We start from the raw sequence: 24,513 nt of genomic DNA, 5'->3' as shown, positions 1-24,513 counted from the left end.
GGCCCCGATGATCCCGCGTTATTCCCGCCCCGAAATGGTCGCCATCTGGTCGCCCGAGACCAAGTTCCGCATCTGGTATGAAATCGAGGCCCACGCCTGCGACGCGCAGGCCACCCTTGGCGTGATCCCCAAGGCCAATGCCGAAGCGGTCTGGCGCGCCAAGGATGTGCAGTTCGACGTGGCCCGCATCGACGAGATCGAGGCCGTCACCAAGCATGACGTGATCGCCTTTCTGACCCATCTGGCCGAACACATCGGGTCCGAGGATGCGCGTTTCGTGCATCAGGGCATGACCAGCTCCGACGTGCTGGACACCACGCTGAACATCCAACTGGTGCGCGCGGCGGATATTCTGCTGGCCGACATGGACCGCGTTCTGGCTGCGCTGAAGAAGCGCGCCCATGAACATAAGGATACGGTCCGCATCGGCCGCAGCCACGGCATCCACGCCGAACCCACCACGATGGGCCTGACCTTCGCCCGCTTTTACGCCGAGATGGACCGCAACCGCACCCGCCTGCAAGCGGCCCGTGCCGAAGTGGCGACCGGGGCAATTTCGGGCGCGGTGGGCACGTTTGCCAATATCGACCCAGCCGTCGAAGAGCATGTCTGCAAGATGCTCGGCCTGACGCCCGAGCCGATCAGCACCCAGGTCATTCCGCGCGACCGGCACGCGATGTTCTTTGCGACGCTGGGCGTGATCGCCTCCAGCATCGAAAATATCGCCATCGAAATTCGCCACATGCAGCGCACCGAGGTGCTGGAGGCCGAGGAATTCTTCAGCCCCGGCCAAAAGGGATCGTCGGCGATGCCGCACAAGCGCAACCCGGTGCTGACCGAAAACCTGACCGGCCTTGCCCGGCTGGTCCGCATGGCGGTGATTCCGGCGATGGAGAATGTGGCGCTGTGGCATGAACGCGACATTTCGCATTCGTCGGTGGAACGCGGGATCGCGCCCGATGCCACGATCACGCTTGATTTCGCGCTGAACCGGCTGGCCGGGGTGGTGGAAAAGCTGGTGATCTATCCCGAAAACATGCTGGCCAACATGAACAAGTTCCGCGGTCTGGTGATGAGCCAGCGGGTGCTGCTGGCGCTGACGCAGGCGGGTGTGTCGCGTGAGGATGCCTATCGTCTGGTGCAGCGCAACGCGATGAAGGTTTGGGAGCAGGGGGCCGATTTCAAGACCGAACTGCTGGCCGACCCAGAGGTGACGGCAGCCCTGCCCCCCGCCGAGATCGAGGAGAAGTTCGATCTGGGCTATCATACCAAGCATGTGGACACGATCTTCCGGCGCGTCTTTGGCGCGTAACGCAGGCGTGATGCCGGATCGCGGCTGATTCGTGGTCTCCTTTCCGCAGGGAAAACCGCGGAAGGGAGACTTGTGATGACTATTGGCCGTTTTGCGACCATTGTTGTGCTTTCGCTGGCGCCGCTGGCCGCCCAAGCCGAAGGCTGCTGGGAAGAACGTCAGGCGATGAGCTGCCCAACGGGTCAGGTCTGGGACAAGGCCGCCAAGGCCTGCGTCGTTCATTCCAGCTGACGTAACGCGCTCTTAACCCGGCCTCGCCAAAGTGATCCGACAGGATCGGCAAGAACGGGGGGTCAGGTGAACGCGATTGCACCGGCGCGCGGGGGGGCAACCCCCGGCGTCACCATTGTGGCGCAACCGCTGACGCGGCGCCAAAAGGCTGCCATCATCGTGCGGCTGTTGCTGGCCGAGGGCGCGCAGCTGCCCTTGGCGCAACTGCCCGACGATTTGCAGACAGCGCTGACCGAACAGATTGCCAGCATGAAAATGGTGGATCGTGACACATTGTCGGCGGTGATCGAGGAATTTTGTGACACCCTGGAGGCGGTCGGACTGGCCTTTCCGGGAGGGCTTGACGGGGCATTGGGGCTGCTCGACGGGCACCTGTCAGCCTCAGCCGCCAACCGACTGCGGCGGATGGCGGGGGCGGCCGCGCGCACCGATCCGTGGGACCGAATCGCGGCGCTGCCCGCTGAACGACTGGTGCCGGTTCTGGAAGAGGAAAGCACCGAGGTGGGCGCGGTGATGCTGTCGAAACTTGGCGTGGCCAAGGCCGCCGATCTGCTGGGCCGCCTTCCCGGCGACCGGGCGCGGCGCATCGCCTATGCGGTGTCGCTGACCGGCAACGTCGCACCCGAGATGGTGCTGCGGATCGGCCAGTCGCTGGTCACCCAGCTTGAGGCAGAGCCGCCGAAGGCATTCGAGGCGGGGCCGGTGGAACGGGTCGGCGCGATCCTGAATTTTTCCGCTGCCGCCACGCGCGATTCGGTGCTGGAGGGGCTGGAACAAGACGACGCCGCCTTTGCCCAAGAGGTGCGCCGCGCGATCTTTACCTTTGCCAACATCCCCGACCGGGTCGAAGCGCGCGACATCCCCAAGGTGCTGCGCGCTGTTGATCAGGCGCTGGTCGTCACCGCGCTGGCCGGGGCAAGGGGGGCCGATGCCGCGACGGCCGAGTTCATTCTGGCCAATATCTCGCAACGGCTGGCGGCCGGGCTGCGCGACGAGGTGACAAACCGTGGCAAGGTGCGCGAAAAGGACGCCGAAGAGGCGATGGCCAGTGTCGTGGCCGCGATCCGCACGATGGAGGCTGCGGGCGAGCTGACCCTGATCACCGCAGAAGAAGACGGCTAAAGGCGTCAGCACGCCGTGCCCGCCCGTAGCGACAGGCCCTTGCGGGCTGCGAAGCTTTGGGGCAGCGTGCCCGCGCCGCGGCGGGCACGGGTGCACGGGCCACAGACCGGCACGGTGGCGGATGCCCCCCCGGCACGGGCCGAAACCCGGCGCCAAAGCCGCAAATCAAAGCCGAACCCACCCGCGAAAAGCGGGCCTATTTTCGACGGAGACAGGATGACCAACCGCATCGCACTGGGCCTGGGCCTGCTGATCGCCGCAGCGTTGGCGGTTGATGCGGGGCTGAACGGGGCGCAGGCCACGCTGTTTCTTGCCCGCAAGCTGCTGGACCTGGTCGAATGGATGGCGTTCTGGCGCTAGCGGGAATAGCGCGGGCAGGCCTTAGCCAAACCGCGCCACCAGCGCGTCACGCACCGCGGGGGTGACGAATTTCGACACATCGCCCCCCAGCCTGGCGATTTCCTTGACCAGTTTCGAGGCGATGGCCTGCCGCCGCGCATCAGCCATCAGAAACACCGTCTCGACGCTGGAATCCAGCGCCCGGTTCATGCCGACCATCTGGAATTCGTATTCGAAATCGGCCACCGCGCGCAGACCGCGGATGATGACGCCCGCGCCCACATCGCGCGCGCAGTCGATCAGCAGGTTATCGAACGGATGCACCACGATCTGCCCGCCGCAGCGGGCCGCGATTTCGGCGCACTCGGCCTCAAGCATCGCCACCCGCTCTTCCAGCGAAAACAGCGGTCCCTTGTCATGGTTGATCGCCACGCCGATCACCAGCCGATCCACCAGCGCCATAGCACGCTGGATGATGTCGATATGGCCCAGCGTCACCGGGTCGAATGTGCCGGGGTAAAGGCCGATGCGCATGTCTGTCCTCCCGCAACCGCTGTTGCTGTCACGGGACTGTGACTATAGGCCGGACCGAAATGCAAGCCCAGCCGTGCCGCGGCGCGGCATTGGTCAGACCTGCGCCTCCAGCCGCGCCACCTCGCGGCGCAGCCCCTGGCCCAGCGCCTCGGCCAGCCGGGTCAGTCGGTCGGACCGGCGGTCATCGGCATGGCGGATCAGCCAGAAGCTGCGCCTTAGCGCGATGTCGGCAGGCAGCACTCGCACAACACCCGGCGCAAAGGGGATAGCGAAATCATGCACGATGCCCAAGCCCGCCCCCGCCCGCACCGCCTGCATCTGCACCGAAACCGAGTTCGAGGCGAGCGCCACCGTCTCGGCCCCGGTTTCGGCCAGATAGTCCAGTTCCTTGTCAAAGATCATGTCGGGAATATAGCCGATCATCCGGTGCCCACGCAGATCGGCACGGCACCGGATCGGGGCATGGCGGGCCAGATAGTCGTGATGGGCGGCCAGATGCAGGTGATAATCCGTCAGCTTTTGCACCGTCAGCCGACCCGCCGCCGGAGGCGATACCGCAATGGCCATGTCGGCCTCGCGCTTGGACAGGTTGAACACCCGCGGCAGTGCGACGATCTGGATTTCCAGCCCCGGATTGGCATCGCACAATTCAGCACAGACCTGCGGCAGCAGATAGTTGGCGCAGCCGTCGGGTGCGCCGATGCGCAACTGCCCACTAAGCGCACCCGCCGCCCCGCCCAGTTCCTCGGCCGCCGCCGACAACGCCTGTTCGGCGCGTTCGGCATGGGGCAAAAGCCGCGTCCCGGCATCGGTCAGCGCATAGCCCTGCGCCGAGCGCAGGAACAGCTTGGCCCCCAGCGCCTCTTCCAGGCGGGCCACGCGGCGGCCGACGGTGGCCGCATCGCATTTCAGCCCGCGCCCGGCACCCGACAGGCTTTCGGCCCGTGCCACCGCCAGAAACACCTTGAGATCATCCCAGTCAGGCATCGACGGTCTTTGCGAAATTGCAAAACTATTTTGCCATACTTCCTATATCACGCGCAATTCTGCAAGGCTAACATGCTGCCAACCATCACTCGGGAGGATGAGATGAAAGAGATCGGTCACTGGATCAACGGCAAGCTGGTTGCGGGCACCTCGGGCCGCTTTGCCGATGTGTTCAACCCCGCCACCGGCGAGGTGCAGGCCCGCGTGGCACTGGCCACCAAGGCCGAACTGGATGCCGCCGTGGCCGATGCCGCCGAGGCGCAGGTAAAATGGGGGGCGACCAACCCGCAAAAACGCGCCCGCGTGATGATGGAATTCGTCCGCCTGATCAATCGCGACATGGACAAGTTGGCCGAGGCGCTGTCGTCCGAACACGGCAAGACCTTTCCCGACGCCAAGGGCGACGTCCAGCGCGGGCTTGAGGTGATCGAATTCTGCACCGGCGCACCGCATCTACTGAAGGGTGAATTCACCGACAGCGCCGGCCCCGGCATCGACATGTATTCGCTGCGTCAACCGCTGGGCGTTGCGGCGGGCATCACGCCCTTCAACTTCCCCGCCATGATCCCGCTGTGGAAAATGGGGCCCGCGCTGGCCTGCGGCAACGCCTTCATCCTGAAACCGTCGGAACGTGACCCGTCGGTGCCTTTGATGCTGGCCGCGCTGCTGCAAGAGGCTGGCCTGCCCGATGGCGTGTTGCAGGTGATCAACGGCGACAAGGAATCGGTCGATGCGATCATCGACAATGACACGATCCAGGCGATCGGCTTTGTCGGCTCCACCCCGATCGCGCAATACATCTATGGCCGCGGTTGCGCCAACGGCAAGCGCGTGCAGTGCTTTGGCGGCGCCAAGAACCACATGATCATCATGCCCGACGCCGATCTGGATCAGGCCGCCGATGCGCTGATTGGCGCCGGCTATGGCGCGGCGGGCGAACGCTGCATGGCGATTTCGGTGGCGGTGCCGGTGGGCAAGGCCACCGCCGACGGGCTGATCGAGCGGCTGGTGCCGCGGATCGAAAAGCTGAAGGTCGGCCCCTGGACGGCGGGCAATGATGTCGATTACGGCCCCCTTGTCACCGGCGCCGCACTGGAGCGGGTGAAGGGTCTGATCACCTCGGGCGTCGAACAGGGCGCAACGCTGGTCTGCGACGGACGCAACTTCAAGTTGCAGGGCTATGAAACCGGCTTCTTTGTCGGCCCGACGCTGTTTGACAACGTCACCCGCGACATGGACATCTACAAGCAGGAAATCTTTGGTCCGGTTCTGTCCACCGTGCGCACAGACAGCTACGAAGAGGCGCTGGCCTATGCGATGGACCATGAATACGGCAACGGCACGGCGATCTTTACCCGCGATGGCGACACCGCGCGCGATTTTGCCAACCGGGTGAACATCGGCATGATCGGTATCAACGTGCCGATCCCGGTTCCGCTGGCCTATCACACCTTTGGCGGCTGGAAGAAATCGGGCTTTGGTGACCTGAACCAGCACGGGCCGGACAGCTTCCGCTTCTACACCCGCACCAAAACCGTCACCTCGCGCTGGCCCTCGGGTATCAAGGAAGGCTCGGCCTTCAACTTCCGCGCGATGGAGTGAGACTGAAAACCGGCACCGGGCGAAGGCGTTTGCTACGAAACCGCCTTCGCCCGCTCGGGCCTTGCAAAACTGTCGCAAGGAATGAAAACTAAACACTCGTTCAATTCATTCAGTTCGGGGAGGAACGCATGGATTTCGCGCTGAGCGAGGAACAGCAGGCCATGTTCGACATGGCACATGCCTTTGGGCAAGAACACATTGCCCCCTTCGCCCGCCAGTGGGAGGCCGAGGGCAGCATCCCCAAGGCGCTGTGGCCCAAGCTGGCCGAACTGGGGCTGGGCGGGATCTATGTGTCGGAAGAGTATGGCGGATCGGGCCTGACGCGGCTGGATGCGACACTGATCTTTGAGGCGCTGGCGATGGCCTGCCCCGCAGTTGGGTCGTTCTTGACCATCCATAACATGTGCGGCGGCATGATCGACAAATTCGCCAGCCCCGAGGTCAAGGCGCGCTGGCTGCCCGCGCTGTGCAGCATGGAAAAGGTGTTTTCCTACTGCCTGACCGAACCGGGGTCAGGGTCAGACGCGGCAGCGTTGCGCACGCGGGCAGAACGCACCGATGCAGGCTACCGTCTGAACGGCACCAAGGCATTCATCTCGGGCGGCGGTTATTCCGATGTTTATGTGGTGATGGTGCGCACCGGCGAGGATGGCCCCAAGGGCATTTCCACCGTGATCGTCGAGGCGGGCACGCCGGGGCTGTCGTTCGGCGGCCTGGAAGACAAGATGGGCTGGCGCGCCCAGCCCACCGCGCAGGTGCAGTTCGACGATTGCGTGACCCCGCTGAAAAACCTGATCGGCCAGGAAGGCAAGGGTTTCAGCTATGCCATGGCGGGGCTGGATGGCGGGCGGCTGAACATCGCCGCCAGCGCCCTGGGTGGCGCGCAACAGGCGCTGAACCTGACGCTGGCCTATATGGGCGAACGCAAGGCCTTCGGGCGCACACTCGATCAGTTTCAGGCGCTGCAATTCCGGCTGGCAGAGCAAGAGGTCAGGCTGCAATCGGCCCGCATCTTCCTGCGGCAGGCGGCGTGGAAGCTGGACATCGGCGCACCGGACGCGACCAAGTTCTGCGCCATGGCCAAGATGTATGTGACCGATGCGGCCTTTGACGTGGCCAACGCCTGCCTGCAACTGCATGGCGGCTATGGCTATCTGGCCGATTACGGGATCGAAAAGCTGGTGCGCGACCTGCGCGTGCATCAGATTCTGGAAGGCACCAACGAAATCATGCGCCTGATCATCAGCCGCGCGATGCTGGCGGAGCGCGGCTGATGGACCTGCTCGCCCGCAAGGTTGGCCGGGTTGGCCATATCACCTTCAACCGCCCCGCGGCGTTGAACGCGCTGAGCCATCCGATGAGCCTGACGCTTGAATCCGCGCTGGATGACTGGCGCGAGGACGAGGAGGTGCAACTGATCCTGATTGACGCCGAGGGCCCGCGCGCCTTTTGTGCGGGCGGTGATATTGCGGCGGTCTATCACGCCGGCAAGGCGGGCGATTATTCGGTCGGGCGTGATTTCTGGCGCGACGAATACCGCATGAACGCCAAGATCGCCGAATACCCCAAGCCTGTGGTCGCGCTGATGCAGGGCTTTGTGATGGGCGGCGGCGTGGGCGTGGGGGGCCATGCCAGCCACCGCGTGGTGGGCGAAACCACGCAGATTGCCATGCCCGAAAGCGGGATCGGGCTGATCCCCGATGTGGGCGGGTCGCTTGTTCTGGGGCGGGCGCCGGGGCATGTGGGCGAATATCTGGGCGTTACCGGCGCGCGGATCGGGGCGGCGGACGCGATCTATGCAGGCTTTGCCGATGCCTTCGTGCCCGAGGCAGACTGGCCCGCGCTGAAAGGGCGCCTGATCGAAACCGCCGACCCGGCGCAGATCAATCGCACCCCTGCCCCAGATGCCCGCCTGCCCGGCCTTCAGGCCGAAATCGACGCGGCCTTTTCAGCCCCCACGCTGGCCGAAATCGTCGCGCGGCTGACCGCCTCGGGGACCGCCTTTGCAGCCGATTGCCTCAAGGCGATCGCGCGCAATTCGCCGCTGTCGATGGCCGCGACCATTGATCTCGTGCGCGGGGCGCGCAAGCTTGCTAGCATCCGCGATGCGTTGGACCATGAGTTCCGCTTTACCTGGCGCGCCTGCGAGACGGGCGACTTTCTCGAAGGAGTGCGCGCCCAGATCATCGACAAGGACCGCCAGCCCCGCTGGCGTCATGCCGGGATCGAGGCGCTTGACGCCGCCGAGGTGGCGCGGATGCTCGAACCGCTCGGCCGCGAGGCCGCGATATGGGAGTAAGACTATGAAGATCGGATTCATCGGCCTGGGCAACATGGGCGCCCCGATGGCGGCCAACCTTGTCAAGGCGGGCCATGAGGTGACAGGCTACGACCCCAAGGCCGCAATGCCCGCAGGCGTGACCGCCGCCCCCAGCGCACAGGCCGCCGTGGCGGGGGCGGATGTGGTGTTCACCATGCTGCCGAACGGCCAGGCCCTGCGCAACGTCGCCACCGACATCATCCCGGCAATGGCCAAGGGCGCGGTGCTGTGCGACTGCTCCACCGCGGACGTGGCCAACACCCGCACCGTCGCCGAAGATGCCGAAGCGGCCGGGTTGATGGCGCTGGATGCGCCGGTTTCGGGCGGCACGGTTGGCGCCACCAACGGCACGCTGACCTTCATGGTGGGCGGCCCGGCGGCAGCCTTTGACAAGGTCAAGCCGCTGTTCGGCGTGATGGGCCAGAAGGCGGTGCATTGCGGCGGCGCGGGCGCCGGTCAGGCCGCCAAGATGTGCAACAACATGATCCTTGGCGCCACGATGATCGTCACCTGCGAGGCGTTTGCCCTGGGCGACAAGCTGGGGCTGGACCGGCAGAAACTGTTTGATGTGGTCTCCACCTCGTCCGGCAATTCCTGGTCGATGAGCACCTATTGCCCGGTGCCCGGCGTCGGCCCGAAAACCCCGGCGGATAACGACTATCTGCCCGGCTTCGCGTCGGAACTGATGCTGAAGGATCTGCGCCTTGCCCAGCAGGCCGCGATTGCCACCGACACCGACACCTCGATCGGCACGCTGGCCGCCGAGCTGTATGAAACTTTCGTCGAGGAAGAAGACGGCTTCGGGCTGGATTTCTCGGCGATGATGCTGCGAATCGAAGGCCGCGGGCGCGACTGAATGCCCCACAGGCCACCATGCGCCCCCAAAGCGCATGGTGGCGCGGGGGGAATCGCCTATACTCGAGAGGTGAATTCAGCTCCGAGGAACAACGATGGATATCAAGAATATCAAGTTCGAGAAGAACGTCGGCGGACTGGACCGGGCGCTGCGCGCGGTGATTGGCCTTGCAATGATTCTGGCCGCGATCATCGACAGCAACGCCCCCTATGCCTGGATTTATCTGCTGGGCTTCATCCCGCTGGCGACTGCGGCCTTCCAGTTCTGCGGTGCTTACAAGGTTTTGGGCATCAACACCTGCTCCAAACCCTGATCTGACCCATGATCGGTCCCCGGCGGCCTGCTGCCGGGGAAGTCTCCCTTCGGCCGTGCAGACGCGACGGAATGACCCACGGTAGAATTGGGCCACAAAGCCCATGGAAACTGTCGGGAAAAGGTATATATTCGAAACATCGAATACAACCAAAGGGGAGCACCATGTTCGAGAAAAACGTCGGCGGCATCGACCGCATCCTGCGCATCGTCATCGGCCTTGCGCTGCTGGCGGGCTTTTTCCTCAATTCCGGCTCGGCCTACAGCTGGGCCTATCTGATCGGCATCGTGCCGCTGGCCACCGGCATTTTCCAGACCTGCCTGCTCTACAAGGTTCTGGGCATCAATACCTGCAAGAAATAACCTGCTTGCAAGCCACCTGACGGGGCGCCCCTTGGGGCGCCCCTGTCGTTTCAGTGGCGCGGTTTCAGCATCGGCGCCAGATAGTGCCCGGTATGGCTGCGCCCGACCTTGGCCACCTGCTCGGGGGTGCCCAGCGCCACCACCTCGCCGCCGCCATCACCACCCTCGGGGCCGATGTCAATGATCCAGTCGGCGGTTTTCACCACATCAAGGTTGTGCTCGATCACCACCACCGTATTGCCCTGATCAACCAGGCTGTGCAGCACCTCAAGCAGTTTCTTCACATCCTCGAAGTGCAGGCCCGTCGTGGGTTCATCCAGAATATACAGCGTGCGCCCGGTGGCGCGGCGGGACAATTCCTTTGACAGCTTGACCCGCTGCGCCTCGCCGCCCGACAGGGTCGTGGCCTGCTGACCCACCTTGATATAACCCAGCCCCACCTCGACCAGCGCATCCATCTTTTCGCGGATCGCGGGGACGGCCTTGAAAAACTCTTGCGCGTCTTCGACCGTCATCTCAAGAACGTCGGCTATGTTCTTGCCTTTGAAACGGATTTCCAGCGTTTCGCGGTTGTAGCGGTGGCCCTTGCAGGTTTCGCAGGTCACATAGACATCGGGCAGAAAATGCATCTCGATCTTGATCACGCCATCGCCCTGACAGGCCTCGCACCGCCCGCCCTTGACGTTGAACGAAAACCGCCCCGGCTTGTAGCCGCGCGCTTTCGCCTCGGGCAGGCCCGCGAACCAGTCGCGGATCGGCGTGAAGGCGCCGGTGTAGGTGGCGGGGTTGGAGCGCGGCGTGCGACCGATCGGGCGCTGGTCGATGTCGATGACCTTGTCGAGATGTTCCAGCCCCTTGATCGTTTCGCAGGGCGCGGGCGTCTGGCGCGCACCGTTCAGGCGCATGCTGGCCGTCTTGAACAGGGTCTCGATCGTCAGCGTCGATTTGCCCCCGCCCGAAACCCCGGTGACGCAAACGAACTTGCCCAGCGGAAACTCGACCGACATGTTTTTCAGGTTGTTGCCGGTGGCGCCCACCACCTGCACCGCCTTGCCATTTCCCTTGCGCCGCTCCTTCGGCACCGAAATTTCGCGTGCGCCCGAGAGATACTGCCCGGTCAGGCTGGCCGGATCGGCCGCGATCTGATCGGGGGTTCCCTGCGCCACCACGCGGCCGCCATGCACCCCCGCCCCCGGTCCCATGTCAAAGACGTAATCGGCATGGCGGATGGCGTCTTCGTCATGTTCCACCACCAGCACGGAATTGCCCTGATCGCGCAGATTCTTGAGCGTGGTCAGCAGCCGGTCGTTGTCGCGCTGGTGCAGGCCGATGGACGGCTCGTCCAGCACATAAAGCACCCCGGTCAGGCCCGATCCGATCTGGCTGGCCAGCCGGATGCGCTGGCTTTCGCCGCCCGACAGCGTGCCCGCCGCGCGCGAAAGGGTCAGGTAATCCAGCCCCACGTTGATCAGAAAGCCCAGCCGTTCGCGGATTTCCTTGAGGATCGGGCGCGCGATCTCGGCCTTTTGTTTGCTCAGATGGGCGGGCACTTCTTCGATGCGGGCAAAGGCCTCCTTGATCGACAGTTCCACCACCTGCCCGATGTGCAGATCGCCGATCTTCACCGCCAGCGCCTCGGGTTTCAGTCGATAACCATGGCAGGCGCCACAGGGGCGGTTGTTCTGATACCGCTCGAATTCCTCGCGCACCCAGGCGCTGTCGGTTTCGCGGTAGCGCCGTTCCATGTTGGGGATCACACCCTCGAAGGTGCGGCTGACCTCATAGACCCGGCCGCCCTCGTCAAAGCGGAACGTGATCTCCTCCTTGCCCGAGCCGAACAGGAACAGCCGCTGCACCGCCTCGGGCAGGTCTTTCCACGGCTTGCGCTTGTCAAAGCCATAATGCCGGGCCAGCGCGTCGATGGTCTGGGTGAAATAGGCCGATTTCGATTTCGCCCAGGGCGCCAGCGCGCCTTGCATCAGCGTCAGCGAGGTGTCGGGCACCACAAGGCGGTCATCAAAGAACAGCTCCATCCCCAGCCCGTCGCAGACCGGGCAGGCGCCAAATGGCGCGTTAAAGGAAAACAGCCGCGGCTCGATTTCGGGGATGGTAAAGCCCGACACCGGGCAGGCAAAGTTTTCCGAAAAGGTGATGCGCTCGGGTTCCGTATCTTCGGGCACGACGGTTTCCAGAATCGCGATCCCGTCGGCCAAGTCGAGCGCGGTGCGGAAACTGTCGGCCAGCCGCGTCTCCAGCCCCTCGCGCACCACGATCCGATCCACCACCACGTCGATATTGTGGCGGAACTTCTTGTCAAGCGTGGGTGGCTCGTCCAGATCGTAAAAGGCGCCGTTGACCTTGACCCGCTGGAAGCCCTGCTTGCGCAGCTCCATGAATTCCTTTTTGTATTCGCCCTTGCGGTCGCGGATGATCGGGGCCAGCAGATAGGCGCGGCTGCCCTCGGGCATGGCCATTACCCGGTCCACCATGTCCTGCACCTGCTGCGCCTCGATCGGCAGGCCGGTGGCGGGGCTGTAGGGGGTGCCCGCGCGGGCAAACAAAAGCCGCATGTAGTCGTAAATCTCGGTCACCGTGCCGACGGTGGACCGGGGGTTTTTAGAGGTCGTCTTCTGTTCGATGGAAATCGCGGGGCTGAGGCCCGAGATATGGTCAACATCCGGCTTGCCCATCTGGTCCAGGAACTGACGCGCATAGGCCGAAAGGCTTTCGACATAGCGCCGTTGACCCTCGGCATAGATCGTGTCGAAGGCGAGCGAGGATTTGCCCGACCCCGACAGCCCGGTGATCACCACGAACTGATCGCGCGGGATGTCGAGATCGACCCCCTTCAGATTGTGTTCGCGCGCTCCGCGCACCTCGATGAACTTCTGCTCGGCCATGGCTGCCCCCTGATACGCCTTCCCAGATAGGGTATGGCAGCCGAGTCTCCAACCGGAATATGCGAACGGAAGGGGAACTTTGGCACACGACGGCTACCCGGCATCGCTGCGTTGCAGCAGGGCATCACATTCCATTATGTGAATATTTTTTTCTCACGCAATCTTGACCTCAGCGGACAAACTGCCACATCTGGCACTGACCCCAGCAAAAAGGTTTTCCCGATGTTCTCATTCCTGCGCGCCTCCCGCTCCGGCAGCGCCCATGTGGAACGGATCGACCCGAAAGAGGCGGTCCGCCGCGCCATGTCAGGCGAGGTGGTGCTGCTTGATGTGCGCGACGCGAACGAATTGCGCGCCACCGGTCGCGCGGCAGGGGCCGTGCATGTGCCGATGATGGCGCTCAGGATGAAATGCGATCCGTCCAGCCCGGAATGCCTGCCCGAATTCAAGACGGGCAAGCCGATCGTGGTTTATTGCGCCACCGGGGCAAGGTCACAAGGGGCGGGGCAGATGCTGCTGACGATGGGTCATGGCCCGGTGTTCAATCTGGGCGGGCTGATGCACTGGCAGGCCGCGGGGGGCGCAATCACGCGCTGACCGGCCGCGGCAAGCCGGGGGCGCTGCCCCCGGACCCCCGGGATATTTGCGCCAAGATGAAGGCGCGTCAGATGTGCAGGGCGCGGCCCCAAGCGTCGAGCACGGATTCGTGCATCATCTCCGACAGGGTCGGATGCGGGAAGATCGTGTGCATCAGGTCTTCTTCGGTGGTTTCCAGGCTGCGGCCGATAACGTAGCCTTGGATCAGTTCAGTCACCTCGGCACCGACCATGTGGGCACCCAACAATTCGCCGGTCGCAGCGTCAAAGACGGTTTTCACCAGCCCCTCGGGTTCGCCCAGGGCAATGGCCTTGCCGTTGCCGACAAAGGGGAAGCGGCCGACGCGGACGGTGTATCCCTTTTCCTTCGCCTTCGCCTCGGTCAGGCCAAGGCTGGCCACCTGCGGATGGCAATAGGTGCAGCCCGCGATGCTGCCGGGCTTGATCGGGTGCGGATGCCTGCCCGCGATCAGTTCGGCGACCATGACGCCTTCATGGCTGGCCTTGTGCGCGAGCCAGGGCGCGCCCGCCACATCGCCGATGGCGTAAAGGCCTGGCACGCCCGTGCGGCAGAATTCGTCGGTGACGACGTGGGTGCGGTCGATCTGCACGCCCAAGGATTCAAGCCCCAGGTTTTCGACATTGCCGACGATGCCCACCGCCGAAATCACGGTGTCGAAGGTGTCGCTGATCATCTTGCCGCCCGTCTCGATCTGCGCTGTCACCTGATCCGCGGCGCGATCGAGCTGTTTGACGGTGGCGCCCTCCAGGATCGTCATACCCTGTTTGACGAACTGCTTTCTGGCAAAAGCCGAGATTTCGGCATCTTCGACCGGCAGCACCCTGTCCATCACCTCGACCACCGTCGTTTTGGCGCCAAGCGTGTTAAAGAAGCTGGCAAATTCGATCCCGATCGCGCCCGAGCCGATGACCAGCAGCTTGCCCGGCATATGTGGCGGCACCAGCGCGTGGCGGTAGGACCAGACGCGCTTGCCGTCAGGTTCCAGGCCCGGCAATTCGCGCGCCCGTGCGCCGGTTGCCAGAACGATGGCGGGGGTGACAAGGGTCTGGGCGCCTGCGTCGGTCGTCACCTCGACCTGGCCCGGCGCCGCAAGGCGGGCCGTGCCCATCAGCACCGTCACCTTGTTCTTCTTCAGCAGATGCCCGATTCCGCCCGAGAGCTGTTTGGCAACCCCGCGCGACCGCGCCACGACCTTGGCCAGATCAAAGCCCAGCCCTTCGGCCTTCAGCCCGAATTCTGCCGCGCGGTGCATCAGGTGGAACACTTCGGCCGACCGCAGCAGCGCCTTCGTGGGGATGCAGCCCCAGTTCAGGCAGATGCCACCAAGGTTTTCACGTTCAACCACGGCGACCTTCAGGCCAAGTTGCGCGCCCCGGATCGCGGCTACATAGCCACCGGGGCCAGCACCGATCACCACCATGTCATAGCTTGCCGATGCCATCCGCGCCTCCGCCAAAAACTGGTTTGGCGTTAAACTATTCTTGCGACGGATTCAATGGCGAGACCGGGGGCACGACCTGATCCTGGCCGGCCTCTTGCGCGGCCTCCAGCGCCGCTTCGACGGCGACGGGGGTGGCGCTGGGGGAAACGACCGCAAAGGCGCCGGTCTGATCAGCAGGCAGGCCCGCGCGGCGCGTCATCCGCCACGCGGCATAAAGTGCCAGAAGCGCCATCAGGATCGCGATATAAAGAAAGAAGCCCCTGTCCCCCACGGCCTCCATCAGCCAGCCGGTCAGCAGCGGGCCACCAATGGCGCCCAGCCCGTTGATGAACAACAGTCCCGCCGAAGCTGCGGGCATGTCGGCGGCATCCAGATAATCGTTGGTATGGGCCAGAAGCAGCGAATAGATCGGGTTGGCGATGCCCCCCACGGCCAGCGCCAGTACCAGCAGCACCGCGAAACTGTCGGGCAGAACCATGGCCGCCGCCATGGAGATCGCCCCCAGTGCCGCCAGCGCCAGCACCAGCTTGCGCCGGTCCATCCGGTCTGACAGCCAGCCGATCGGATACTGAAACACCAGACCGCCCACATAGATCGCCGCGACGAAGGCCGAAATCTCGCCCACGCTCAGCCCCGCGAGCGAGCCCCAGACCGAGGCCATCCCGAACAGCGCAGAGAATACCCCGCCCATCAGGAAGATGCCGACGCAGCCCAGCGGCGAGGCGCGAAACAGCGCCGCAAAGCTCATGCGTTGAGTGGTTTCAAACCGCGGCGCAGGCACCGCCGACAACAGGATCGGCGTGAAAGCCAGAGACACCAAAACCGACGGGATCACGAACAAGAGCCACCCCGAAGGATCGGCGGCGTTCATCAGACCCTGCGCCGCGATGATGCCGATCATCTGCACGATCATATAGGCCGACAGCGCCTGCCCGCGGGTTTCATTGGTGGCCGAGGCGTTCAGCCAGCTTTCGGCGGTGATGTAGACACCGGAAAAGGAAAACCCGATCAGCACCCGCATCACCGTCCAGGCGGGCCAGTTCGGCGCAGCAGCATAAAGGATCAGAACCGCCGAAATCAGGCTGCCCAGCGCCGCAAAGACCCGCACATGGCCGACCCGCTGAATCATCACGGGTGTCAGCCGCGACCCCAGCAGAAAGCCCGCGAAATAGGCCGACATGACGATCGACATCTGATAGGTGCCGATGCCCTCGATCTCGCCGCGGATACCCAGCAGCGTGCCCTGCATCCCGTTGCCGACCATCAACAGCATCACCCCCAACAGGAGCGGCCAGGAATTTTTCAGGACGGTCAGCATCGCAGTCTCCGGCAAGGACGGTTCCCCAGACTAGACGCGGCAGGGGCAGCGATCTGGGGCGGGGCCGACGTTATGGGATCAAAAGCGACGCGTCGCCATAAGAAAAGAAGCGATAGCCCTGCGCCACCGCATGGGCGTAAATGCGCCGGATGCATGCCTCGCCCATCAGCGCCGAAACGAGCATCAAAAGCGTCGATTTCGGCAAGTGAAAGTTGGTCATCAGCGCATCGGTCACGCGAAACCGATAGCCGGGATAAATGAATATCTCGGTGGTGCCGCGAAACGGCTGCACCCGGCCCTCGGGGGTCGCGGCACTTTCGATCAGGCGCAGCGCGGTTGTGCCTACCGGGATGATCCGCCCGCCCGCGGCGCGGGTGGCGTTGATCTCGGCCGCGGCCTGTGCGCTGACCTCGCCCCATTCGGCGTGCATCCGATGGGTGGTGACGTCTTCCACCTTGACCGGCAGAAATGTGCCGGCGCCCACGTGCAACGTCACCTCGGTAAAGGCCACGCCCTTTGCTGCCAGCGCCGCCAGCAGATCGGCATCGAAATGCAGCGATGCGGTGGGGGCGGCCACCGCGCCCGAATGGCGGGCGAAGACGGTCTGATAATCGTCCTTGTCGGCGGCGTCGGGGGCGCGCAGGGCGGCGATATAGGGCGGCAAGGGCATGGCGCCGGCCTCGGCAAGGGCCGTGTCAAAGTCGTTGCCGGTCAGGTTGAAGGCCAGTTGCGCCTGCCCCTCGACAATCGCCAGAACCTCGGCCGAAAGGCGGCTGGCAAAGCTGATCGTCTCGCCCACGCGCAGTTTGCGCAGGGGCTTGGCCAGGGCCATCCAGGCGCCGCCCGGCGCGGGCTCCAGCAGCGTCACCTCGACCTTCGCCACCGCCTCGCCCTGCGGGGTGGCGCGGCGGCGGGTGCCCGACAGACGGGCGGGGATCACCTTGGTATTGTTCAGCACCAGCCGGTCGCCGGGGCGCAGCAGCCCGACCAGATCGCGCACATGCAGGTCGCGGATCGCGGCGCCCTCAGCCACCAGCAGCCGCGCGGCGGGGCGCGGACGCGCGGGGCGCGTGGCGATCAGCCCCTCGGGCAGATCAAAGTCGAAATCGCTCAGTTTCATCACTCGGCCTTGGGCGGCGCCCTGCGGAAAATTTCCCGAAACATCCCCGGCGTCAGAATCGACAGCGGGTTGATGGATATCTGCGGCGCCTTGGCGCTGCCCGCAAGCCGATAGGTGAAACCGAACAGCCCCTCGCCCCGGCGCGAGATCAACTGACCGATACCGTTGATCAGATAGATCGGCGACACCACGCCCTCCATGTCGATCTGGCCGCTGCCGGGCAGATAGCGCCCCGCCATCGACACCCCCAGCGAGGCCCCCACCGCAGAGCCGGAGCGCACCGTCACCGCCTCGGGGGTGGTTCGAAAATCGCCCTCGACGGTGGTGAACAGCAGCCCCTCGCCGTTCAACTGCTCCAGCAGGCCGATGCCTGAGGCGGCACTGAGCATCGCGGCCAGCACCGGCGCATCACGCACCCGCAGGTTCTTGATGCCAAGGCGGCCGTCATAGCTGCGCGCTGCCGCGGCAGGCACCAGCGTCAGATCAAGCGTGCCGCCGCGGGCGCGCGAAAACACCCCAGCCGCCGCCAACACCGCGCCCGCATCCTCGGCGGTGATGCGAAAGGCCCGGCCCCCGGTGGTGCCCGCAGGCAGCATCGTGACGGCAACCGGCGCGGTGCCGTTGACGCGGCCCACAATCCGCCCCGACAGGCCGCCACCGAGGGCCAGTTCGCCCGCAACCCCGGTCAGCGACAGATTGTCGGATACCGTCACCCGGTCCAGCGCCAGCCGGATCGGCGCGCCGCCGCCACCGCTGGCCCCCTGCCCCGCTGGCATCCGCCGCATATCGGCCCAGCCACCGGTGATCGTGACCTGTGGCGTGCGGCCCTTGCCCTGCCCGCGCAGATCGACCGATCCGGCAAACCAGTTGCCCAGCCGCAAGTCGGACAGGCGCGCCAATTCCAGCCCGCCATCGGCCGCCAGCGTCATCGCCCCTTTCAGCGCCAGCCCCGGTGCCGATAATTCCAGCGCCTCGATCGCGGGCGGCAGACCCAGCCGCCCCGAGATCGCCAGATCGCCGCGCGTCTGGGCTGCCTTGCGCCAGCCCAGTTCGCGGATCGCGATTCCCAGCCCCTCCAGATCGGACCGCAGCGCAAAGCGCGGCGCGGCGCCCTTTGTCAGATCCAGCGCGATCTGCCCACGGCTCTGCCCGCTGATCAGCCCTTCGGGCAAGCGGATGCCAAAGGCCGCAAGCGTTTCAGGCGACAGATCCACCCGCGCCTCAAGACGCGAGCGGCCACGGTTTTCGGCGCCGAATTTCTGGACCCAGCGGGCACTGAACGGAACCCCTGACAATTGCCCCGCGCCCGACAGATCCAGCCCCGCCCGGCTGGCCGCCAGCGTGAGTTCGGGCGCCTCCAGCAGCCGCCCCGGCACCACCCGATCTGATCGCACACCCAACAGACGGGCGGCGACAGTGTAATCCACATCCTCGGGCCGCAGCTTTTTGGCCAGCCGGAAGTTGAGCACCGAAACCGCCTCGGCCCGGCCCTCGGCAAGGTCGGTCGGATAGCCCGCCTTTGCCAGAAACTCGAACGGCGGCTGATCCAGCAGCGACAGCGCCGCGGGAATTGTGCTGACGGTGTGCAACCGGACCTCGGTGCGCGCGGGTTTTTCGCGGATGTCGGGCACGATCATTTCGGTGCCCGCAACATTGATGCCGCCGCCCGCGGGCGCTGTGACATGACCGCGTTCCACCGTCAGCGTGTGGCGCGTGCCCTCGATCGTGGCAAAGCCCGCCCCGTCCAGCACCGGCGGCAAGGTCTTGATGATGCGGACCTCGGCGCCCTCGAAGGCATAATTCAGCGCCAGCCGCGGCTCGGCGCCGGGCGCCAACCGCAGCGCCGCCTTGACGTCGCGCAACTCGCCGGTGGCGACATTGTCGGCCAGCCATTCGCGGGTGCGCGGCACCACCCGCACCGGCCACAGCCGCAGCAGCCGGTCTTGGGCGATCCGGTCGATGCCCAGATCCAGCGCCGCCCGCCAGCCCGCCGCATCGGCCCCCACCTGCCCGCGCGCCGAAATCCGCTGCCCGCCCTCGATCAGTTGCACCTGACCCAGATCGAGTTCAAAGGGATCGAACCGCAGCCGCAGATCAGCGGCGCCCTGCGAAAATACCACCGGGCTGGCAAACAGCCCCTCCGGGTCGATCTTCAGATCCGAGATCGCAACCTGCGCCAGCAGCACCTCGGGCAAGCCCGCCGTGACGGAGCGCAAGCTGCCCGTGCCGGACGCCCGCAGCCGGAGTGCGCGGCTGTCAACCGCCAGTTCGCTGACCGTCATCTGCGCCACCTCGGGGTCGTACGACAGAACGACCCGCCCGCCCTCGAACGGCGCAGGCACGGCCCCCGGCACCGGCACCAGCGCGCCCGCGCCGATCTCCAGCGTGGCCGAAAGCCGCCCGACCCGGCCTGTCGCATCAATCCCGCTGCGCAACGAACCCGAGATCGGCGCCTCAAGCGGCGACAGCCAGGCCAGCGCGGGCGATTGCAGCGCCAGATCGCGGGCGGGCACGGCGGTGACGGTAACGCCCAACCGGGTTTCGGGGGTGTCCTTGCGGGTTTCCAGCGACAGCGCGACCGATGACGGCACCGTGCCTTTTTCACCCACGTCGAACCCCAGCCGCAGCGCAAGGGCCGCCTCGGTCTGGGTCAGGCTCAGGCGGCCTGCCGACACCCACCAGACCCGGTTCAGACGCGCGTCATCCAGCCGGATTTCCAGCGCCTCGGCCTCGATCCGTTCCAGCCCGGCCAGCGCGGGCGTGGCAAAGGCAGCCTTCAACGCCGCCAGCGCTGCGGTCGCGCCATCAAGCCGCACCCCCGACAGCGCCAGCGCCCCCCCCAGCGCCAGATCAAGCGCCCCTTCGGGCGTGCGCCGCAGCGCCAGCCCGGCCCCGCGGATGCGGATGGTGCGTGGCTGCACCACCCCGCGCAACAGCGGCGCCAGATGCAGCGAGGTGCGCACCTCGGGCAACACCGCCAAAGGCAGGCCCGAGGGCCGCAGAACCTCGACCCCCAGCAGCCGCACCCGCGGCACCAGCCGGTCATCCAGCACCAGATCGGCCCCGCCCGACAGCCGCAGCCGCACCGCGTCGGCAAAGGCGGCATTGGCGCGCGCCTCGATCCGGGTCACCAGCCAGTCGGGCGCAGGCAAGGGGCGCTGGGTCAGCACCATCAGCACGAACAGCCCCGCCACCACCACCAGCGGCAGCGACAGGATCAGCCACAGGCCAAACCTGCCAGGGCGCGGCGCGACGGCCTTCGGCCGGGCCGCGACCGCCCCTGCGACCGGGTCATGCTGGCCTGCCGGCTCGTTCATCCTACCTCTGTCTTTGCCTGCGCGTCGCCCGCCGGAACATGCGTTCTTGTTTCGGGTTCCGGTTTGACTTTGCGGCGTGCGGCATAAAACGTAAACCGCAAACCCTTGTGAAGGAGCTTTCCATGATCGGTATCGGCGAAACCGCGCCTGATTTCACACTGCCCCGCAGCAGCGGCGGCACGCTGACCCTTTCAGGGCTGCGCCCCAAGCCGGTGGTGCTGTATTTCTACCCCAAGGATGACACCCCCGGCTGCACCACCGAAGCGCTGGATTTCACCCGCCTCGCAGCCGAATTCGAGGCGGCGGGCGCCGTGGTGCTGGGCCTGTCGAAAGACACTGTGGACAAGCATGACAAGTTCTGTCGCAAGCACGGGCTGGGCATCACGCTGGTATCGGATGCCGAGGCCGACACCTGCGAACGCTATGGCGTCTGGGTGGAAAAGAATATGTATGGCAAAACCTACATGGGCATCGAACGCGCCACCGTGCTGATCAACGGCGCGGGTCAGGTGGTGCGGGTCTGGCCCAAGGTAAAGGTCGCAGGCCACGCCGAAGAGGTGCTGGAGGCAGTGCGCGCACTGTGATCGCTGCCGCGCGGACCTGGGGCGAAACGGCGGGAAACCGCTGATCGCCCCCTTGAGACGGCAAAACCTGTTGCGCGGTTGCTACAGCCGCGCTTATTTCTCGCCAACCCCACGGGCAGATCAGGCCGGCATGGGGCTGCGACCGACACCGAACCGAGAATGACGGGACAGGACCTTGCCGCACCGTATCACGAACCGCCTGAATGCCGCGCTTGAACGCTGGTTGCCCGAACAACGCCTTTTTCTGAAATCCACCGACAGCACGCGCTTTGTGCGCCTCAAGCCTCTGACGCAGACGATGGCGCTGGCCTCGTTTGCGCTGATGTTCGGCTGGTCAATCCTGGCCGCCGCGATCCTGCTCAGTGACGGGCTGGCCTCGGGGTCAGCCGTCGATCAGGCGCGCCGGGCGCAGATCGCCTTCGAGTTGCGCCTTGACAGCCTGTCGCGCGAACGCGACGCCCGCGCCGCCGAGGCGCTCGCGGCGCAGAAGCGCTTTGCGCTGGGCCTGGAGCAGGTATCGCAGATGCAGTCGGCACTGCTTGATTCCGAAGAACGGCGGCGCGAACTGGAAACCGGCATCGACGTGATCCAGACCACTCTGCGTCGCACCATGACCGAGCGTGACGAAGCCCGCAGCAAGACCGCAACCCTCTTGGCCGAGGTGCAGGGGCAGACCGGCGCCGCCCGCAGCGGTGCCGATCAGGCCGAAGATGTGGTTGCCACGCTGGATATCATGACCGAGGCCCTGGGCCAGACCGCCGCCGAACGCGACCGCATGGCCCGCGCCGCCGACGAGGCCCGCGCCGAGGCCGAGACGATCGCGCTGGAAAAACGGCTGATGGAACAGCGCAACGACCAGATATTCACCACGCTGGAAGACGCAGTCACAGTGTCGATGGAGCCGCTCGACAAGATGTTCAAGGCGGCGGGGCTTGACTCTGACTCGGTTCTCAATCAGGTGCGCCGCGGCTATTCGGGCCAGGGCGGGCCGCTGTCGCCGATCGTGTTTTCCTCCAAGGGCAACCCCGCGATCAGCGCCGACGAGGCGCGGGCCGAGCAGATCATGGGCGCGCTTGACCGGATGAACATGTATCGCATCGCCACCGAAAAACTGCCCTTCGACATGCCGGTAAAGGCCTCGCACCGCTTCACCTCGCCCTTTGGCTACCGCTGGGGCAGGCTTCATGCGGGCATCGACCTGGCCGCGCCCGTGGGCACGCCGATCTACGCCGCCGCCGATGGCGTTGTCACCAAAGCAGGCTGGGAAAGCGGCTATGGCTATGTGATCAAGCTGCGCCACGAATTCGGAACCTCGACGGTTTACGGCCATCTGTCCAAAATGCGCGTGAGCGAGGGGCAAAAGGTCTCGCGCGGGGACCGGATTGGTGATATGGGCAACACCGGACGGTCAACCGGCCCGCATCTGCACTATGAGGTGCGCGTGGGTGGTGCGCCAGTGAACCCCATGACCTTCATCAAGGCGGCGAAAGATGTTTTCTAAAAGCAAGATCAACGAACCCGGCCCCAAAACGGCAGATGCCGACAAGCCCAAGGCACCCGAAACCGGGCTGACACGGCCCGGCGGCGATTTCGTGCCGACCGCACCGCGCACCAAGGTTGCGGCCTCGGTGCTGTCGTCGGATCTGACGGTGGTAGGCAACCTCAAGACCACCGGCGACATTCAGGTGGAAGGCGTCGTCGAAGGCGACATCCGCGCCCATCTGCTGACGGTAGGCGAAACTGCCACCATCAAGGGCGAGATCGTTGCCGATGACATCGTGGTCAACGGCCGCGTCGTGGGCCGCGTGCGCGGCCTCAAGGTGCGCCTGACCTCGACCGCGCGGGTCGAAGGTGACATCATCCACAAGACCATCGCCATCGAAAGCGGTGCGCATTTCGAAGGTTCGGTGCAGCGTCAGGATGACCCGCTGTCCACCGGCGTCACGCCGAAACTGGCGCCGCCGATGCCGAACTCGATCCCCGAATAATCCGGCCCCGGCACAGCCCGTGGCTGATAGCAAAGGGCGGGGCCATGGCCCCGCCTTTTTCATTCGACCAAGGCTCCGCCCGTCACTCGCCCTGAGCTTCGGCCCGGCTTTTGCCCGCCACATCCATGGCCAGCGTCGCCGCCATGAACGCGTCAATATCGCCGTCCAGAACCCCGCCGGTATCCGAGGTTTCATACCCGGTGCGCAGATCCTTCACCATCTGATAGGGCTGCAACACATAGGATCGGATCTGGTTGCCCCAGCCCGCATCGCCCTTGTTTTCATGGGCGGCGTTGATTGCGGCGTTGCGCTTGTCCAGTTCCAGTTGATAAAGCCGCGATTTCAGCGCAGCCATACAGTTGGCGCGGTTCTGGTGCTGCGATTTTTCCGAACTGGTGACCACGATCCCGGTGGGAATATGGGTGATCCGCACCGCAGAGTCGGTGGTGTTGACGTGCTGCCCACCCGCACCCGACGACCGGAACGTGTCGATGCGAATATCACGATCGGGGATCTCGATCTCGATGTTGTCATCGACCACCGGATAGACCCAGACCGATGAAAACGAGGTGTGCCGCCGCGCCGCACTGTCATAGGGCGAAATCCGCACCAGCCGGTGCACGCCGCTTTCCGATTTCAGCCAGCCATAGGCGTTGTGCCCGCTGACCTTGTAGGCGGCCGAGCGGATGCCCGCCTCGTCGCCCGGCGTTTCGGCCAGCAATTCGACCTTGTAACCCTTTTTCTCGGCCCAGCGCACATACATCCGAGCCAGCATCGAGGCCCAGTCGCAGCTTTCGGTGCCGCCCGCGCCCGCGTTGATCTCCAGGAAGGTGTCGTTGCCGTCGGCCTCGCCGTCCAGCAAGGCCTCCAGCTCCTTGGCGGCCGCCTTCTCGCGCAGGGCCTTCAGGCTGGCCTCGGCCTCGGCCACGATCTCGTCGTCGCCCTCCATCTCGCCCAGTTCGATCAGCTCGACATTATCGGTCAGGTCGCGGTCGATGCTGCGATAGGTCTCCACCGCATCCATCAACGCCTGCCGCTCGCGCATCAGCTTTTGCGCGCGATCGGGGTCAGACCACAGGTCGCCATCCTCGATCATCGCGTTGAATTCTTCCAGCCGATGCGGGGCAGTTTCCCAATCCATCCGCTGGCCCAGCAGTTTCAGCGATTTACGGATCGCCTCAATGGTGTTTTGCGTCTCAGCGCGCATCTTGTCCTCGTGATCCTGGTCGGCCGCGACCGTTGCAGGCGG

At 65.1% G+C, this 24,513-nt stretch carries 22 protein-coding genes; 14 read left to right on the top strand and 8 right to left on the bottom strand.

From position 1 onward, the window contains the following. The first annotated feature begins 7 nt into the window (after positions 1-7). The 4 genes from purB (at position 8) to C5F46_RS16575 (ending at position 3,025) form a co-directional block, all read left to right on the top strand. A complete protein-coding gene (gene purB, locus C5F46_RS03970; protein WP_107324065.1) occupies positions 8-1,312 on the top strand; it encodes an adenylosuccinate lyase in 1,305 nt (434 codons plus the stop codon). 75 nt (positions 1,313-1,387) lie between these two features. After that, positions 1,388-1,543 carry a hypothetical protein gene (locus tag C5F46_RS16580; RefSeq protein WP_168796826.1) on the top strand — a complete coding sequence of 52 codons (156 nt, stop codon included), beginning with the start codon at positions 1,388-1,390 and terminating at the stop codon, positions 1,541-1,543. Between the two features lie 66 nt (positions 1,544-1,609). Further along, on the top strand, positions 1,610-2,665 hold the full coding sequence (locus C5F46_RS03965) for a flagellar motor switch protein FliG (RefSeq protein ID WP_168796827.1): 1,056 nt from the start codon (positions 1,610-1,612) through the stop codon (positions 2,663-2,665). A gap of 216 nt (positions 2,666-2,881) precedes the next feature. Next, positions 2,882-3,025 (top strand): hypothetical protein, encoded by a 144-nt coding sequence (locus tag C5F46_RS16575; protein ID WP_168796828.1) that lies wholly within the window; start codon positions 2,882-2,884, stop codon positions 3,023-3,025. 21 nt (positions 3,026-3,046) lie between these two features. Here C5F46_RS16575 and coaD read toward each other — a convergent pair whose 3' ends face one another. Continuing rightward, positions 3,047-3,538, bottom strand: coding sequence for a pantetheine-phosphate adenylyltransferase (gene coaD, locus C5F46_RS03960; RefSeq protein ID WP_107324064.1), 492 nt, complete (start codon positions 3,536-3,538; stop codon positions 3,047-3,049). Between the two features lie 93 nt (positions 3,539-3,631). Continuing rightward, positions 3,632-4,525, bottom strand: coding sequence for a LysR family transcriptional regulator (locus C5F46_RS03955; protein ID WP_107324063.1), 894 nt, complete (start codon positions 4,523-4,525; stop codon positions 3,632-3,634). Positions 4,526-4,627: 102 nt separating this feature from the next. Between C5F46_RS03955 and C5F46_RS03950 the strand changes: the two genes are divergently transcribed. The 6 genes from C5F46_RS03950 (at position 4,628) to C5F46_RS03925 (ending at position 9,978) form a co-directional block, all read left to right on the top strand. After that, positions 4,628-6,127 (top strand): CoA-acylating methylmalonate-semialdehyde dehydrogenase, encoded by a 1,500-nt coding sequence (locus C5F46_RS03950; protein WP_107324062.1) that lies wholly within the window; start codon positions 4,628-4,630, stop codon positions 6,125-6,127. A gap of 128 nt (positions 6,128-6,255) precedes the next feature. Beyond that, positions 6,256-7,401 (top strand): acyl-CoA dehydrogenase family protein, encoded by a 1,146-nt coding sequence (locus C5F46_RS03945; RefSeq protein ID WP_107324061.1) that lies wholly within the window; start codon positions 6,256-6,258, stop codon positions 7,399-7,401. Beyond that, a complete protein-coding gene (locus C5F46_RS03940; RefSeq protein WP_107324060.1) occupies positions 7,398-8,426 on the top strand; it encodes an enoyl-CoA hydratase/isomerase family protein in 1,029 nt (342 codons plus the stop codon). The genes C5F46_RS03945 and C5F46_RS03940 overlap by 4 nt, the downstream gene beginning before the upstream one ends. Positions 8,427-8,430: 4 nt before the next feature. Continuing rightward, a complete protein-coding gene (gene mmsB, locus C5F46_RS03935; RefSeq protein WP_235820076.1) occupies positions 8,431-9,303 on the top strand; it encodes a 3-hydroxyisobutyrate dehydrogenase in 873 nt (290 codons plus the stop codon). 94 nt (positions 9,304-9,397) lie between these two features. Beyond that, positions 9,398-9,616 (top strand): YgaP family membrane protein, encoded by a 219-nt coding sequence (locus tag C5F46_RS03930; RefSeq protein ID WP_107324058.1) that lies wholly within the window; start codon positions 9,398-9,400, stop codon positions 9,614-9,616. 164 nt (positions 9,617-9,780) lie between these two features. Beyond that, on the top strand, positions 9,781-9,978 hold the full coding sequence (locus tag C5F46_RS03925) for a YgaP family membrane protein (protein WP_107324057.1): 198 nt from the start codon (positions 9,781-9,783) through the stop codon (positions 9,976-9,978). A gap of 50 nt (positions 9,979-10,028) precedes the next feature. Here the strand turns inward: C5F46_RS03925 and uvrA are convergent, their stop codons facing one another. Continuing rightward, positions 10,029-12,878 carry an excinuclease ABC subunit UvrA gene (gene uvrA / locus C5F46_RS03920; protein ID WP_107324056.1) on the bottom strand — a complete coding sequence of 950 codons (2,850 nt, stop codon included), beginning with the start codon at positions 12,876-12,878 and terminating at the stop codon, positions 10,029-10,031. A 222-nt stretch (positions 12,879-13,100) separates the two neighbouring features. Here uvrA and C5F46_RS03915 point away from each other — a divergent pair, with 222 nt between their 5' ends. Beyond that, positions 13,101-13,475 (top strand): rhodanese-like domain-containing protein, encoded by a 375-nt coding sequence (locus C5F46_RS03915; RefSeq protein ID WP_107324117.1) that lies wholly within the window; start codon positions 13,101-13,103, stop codon positions 13,473-13,475. Positions 13,476-13,542: 67 nt separating this feature from the next. On the opposite strand, the gene lpdA is transcribed toward C5F46_RS03915, so the two are convergent. The 4 genes from lpdA to C5F46_RS03895 form a co-directional block, all read right to left on the bottom strand. After that, on the bottom strand, positions 13,543-14,937 hold the full coding sequence (gene lpdA / locus C5F46_RS03910) for a dihydrolipoyl dehydrogenase (RefSeq protein ID WP_107324055.1): 1,395 nt from the start codon (positions 14,935-14,937) through the stop codon (positions 13,543-13,545). A gap of 34 nt (positions 14,938-14,971) precedes the next feature. Beyond that, complete coding sequence (locus C5F46_RS03905) at positions 14,972-16,255, bottom strand: MFS transporter (protein WP_107324054.1); 1,284 nt, start codon at positions 16,253-16,255, stop codon at positions 14,972-14,974. Positions 16,256-16,325: 70 nt separating this feature from the next. Next, positions 16,326-17,375, bottom strand: coding sequence for a tRNA preQ1(34) S-adenosylmethionine ribosyltransferase-isomerase QueA (queA, locus tag C5F46_RS03900; RefSeq protein ID WP_107324053.1), 1,050 nt, complete (start codon positions 17,373-17,375; stop codon positions 16,326-16,328). Beyond that, positions 17,375-20,692, bottom strand: coding sequence for a hypothetical protein (locus tag C5F46_RS03895; protein ID WP_107324052.1), 3,318 nt, complete (start codon positions 20,690-20,692; stop codon positions 17,375-17,377). The genes queA and C5F46_RS03895 overlap by 1 nt, the downstream gene beginning before the upstream one ends. A gap of 122 nt (positions 20,693-20,814) precedes the next feature. Here C5F46_RS03895 and C5F46_RS03890 point away from each other — a divergent pair, with 122 nt between their 5' ends. From C5F46_RS03890 to C5F46_RS03880, 3 genes are all read left to right on the top strand, one after another. After that, on the top strand, positions 20,815-21,276 hold the full coding sequence (locus tag C5F46_RS03890; RefSeq protein WP_107324051.1) for a peroxiredoxin: 462 nt from the start codon (positions 20,815-20,817) through the stop codon (positions 21,274-21,276). A 175-nt stretch (positions 21,277-21,451) separates the two neighbouring features. Continuing rightward, a complete protein-coding gene (locus tag C5F46_RS03885) occupies positions 21,452-22,777 on the top strand; it encodes a M23 family metallopeptidase (RefSeq protein WP_107324050.1) in 1,326 nt (441 codons plus the stop codon). Continuing rightward, positions 22,767-23,264: a bactofilin family protein gene (locus C5F46_RS03880; RefSeq protein WP_107324049.1), complete on the top strand. Its 498-nt coding sequence runs from the start codon at positions 22,767-22,769 to the stop codon at positions 23,262-23,264. Before C5F46_RS03885 ends, C5F46_RS03880 begins: the two co-directional genes overlap by 11 nt. A gap of 82 nt (positions 23,265-23,346) precedes the next feature. On the opposite strand, the gene prfB is transcribed toward C5F46_RS03880, so the two are convergent. Further along, a complete protein-coding gene (gene prfB / locus C5F46_RS03875; RefSeq protein WP_107324048.1) occupies positions 23,347-24,471 on the bottom strand; it encodes a peptide chain release factor 2 in 1,125 nt (374 codons plus the stop codon). Positions 24,472-24,513 lie beyond the last annotated feature (42 nt).

Source organism: Phaeovulum veldkampii DSM 11550, assembly GCF_003034995.1.
In the GTDB taxonomy this organism is placed as follows: domain Bacteria; phylum Pseudomonadota; class Alphaproteobacteria; order Rhodobacterales; family Rhodobacteraceae; genus Phaeovulum; species Phaeovulum veldkampii.
This window is presented reverse-complemented; position numbering and strand designations above follow the sequence as displayed.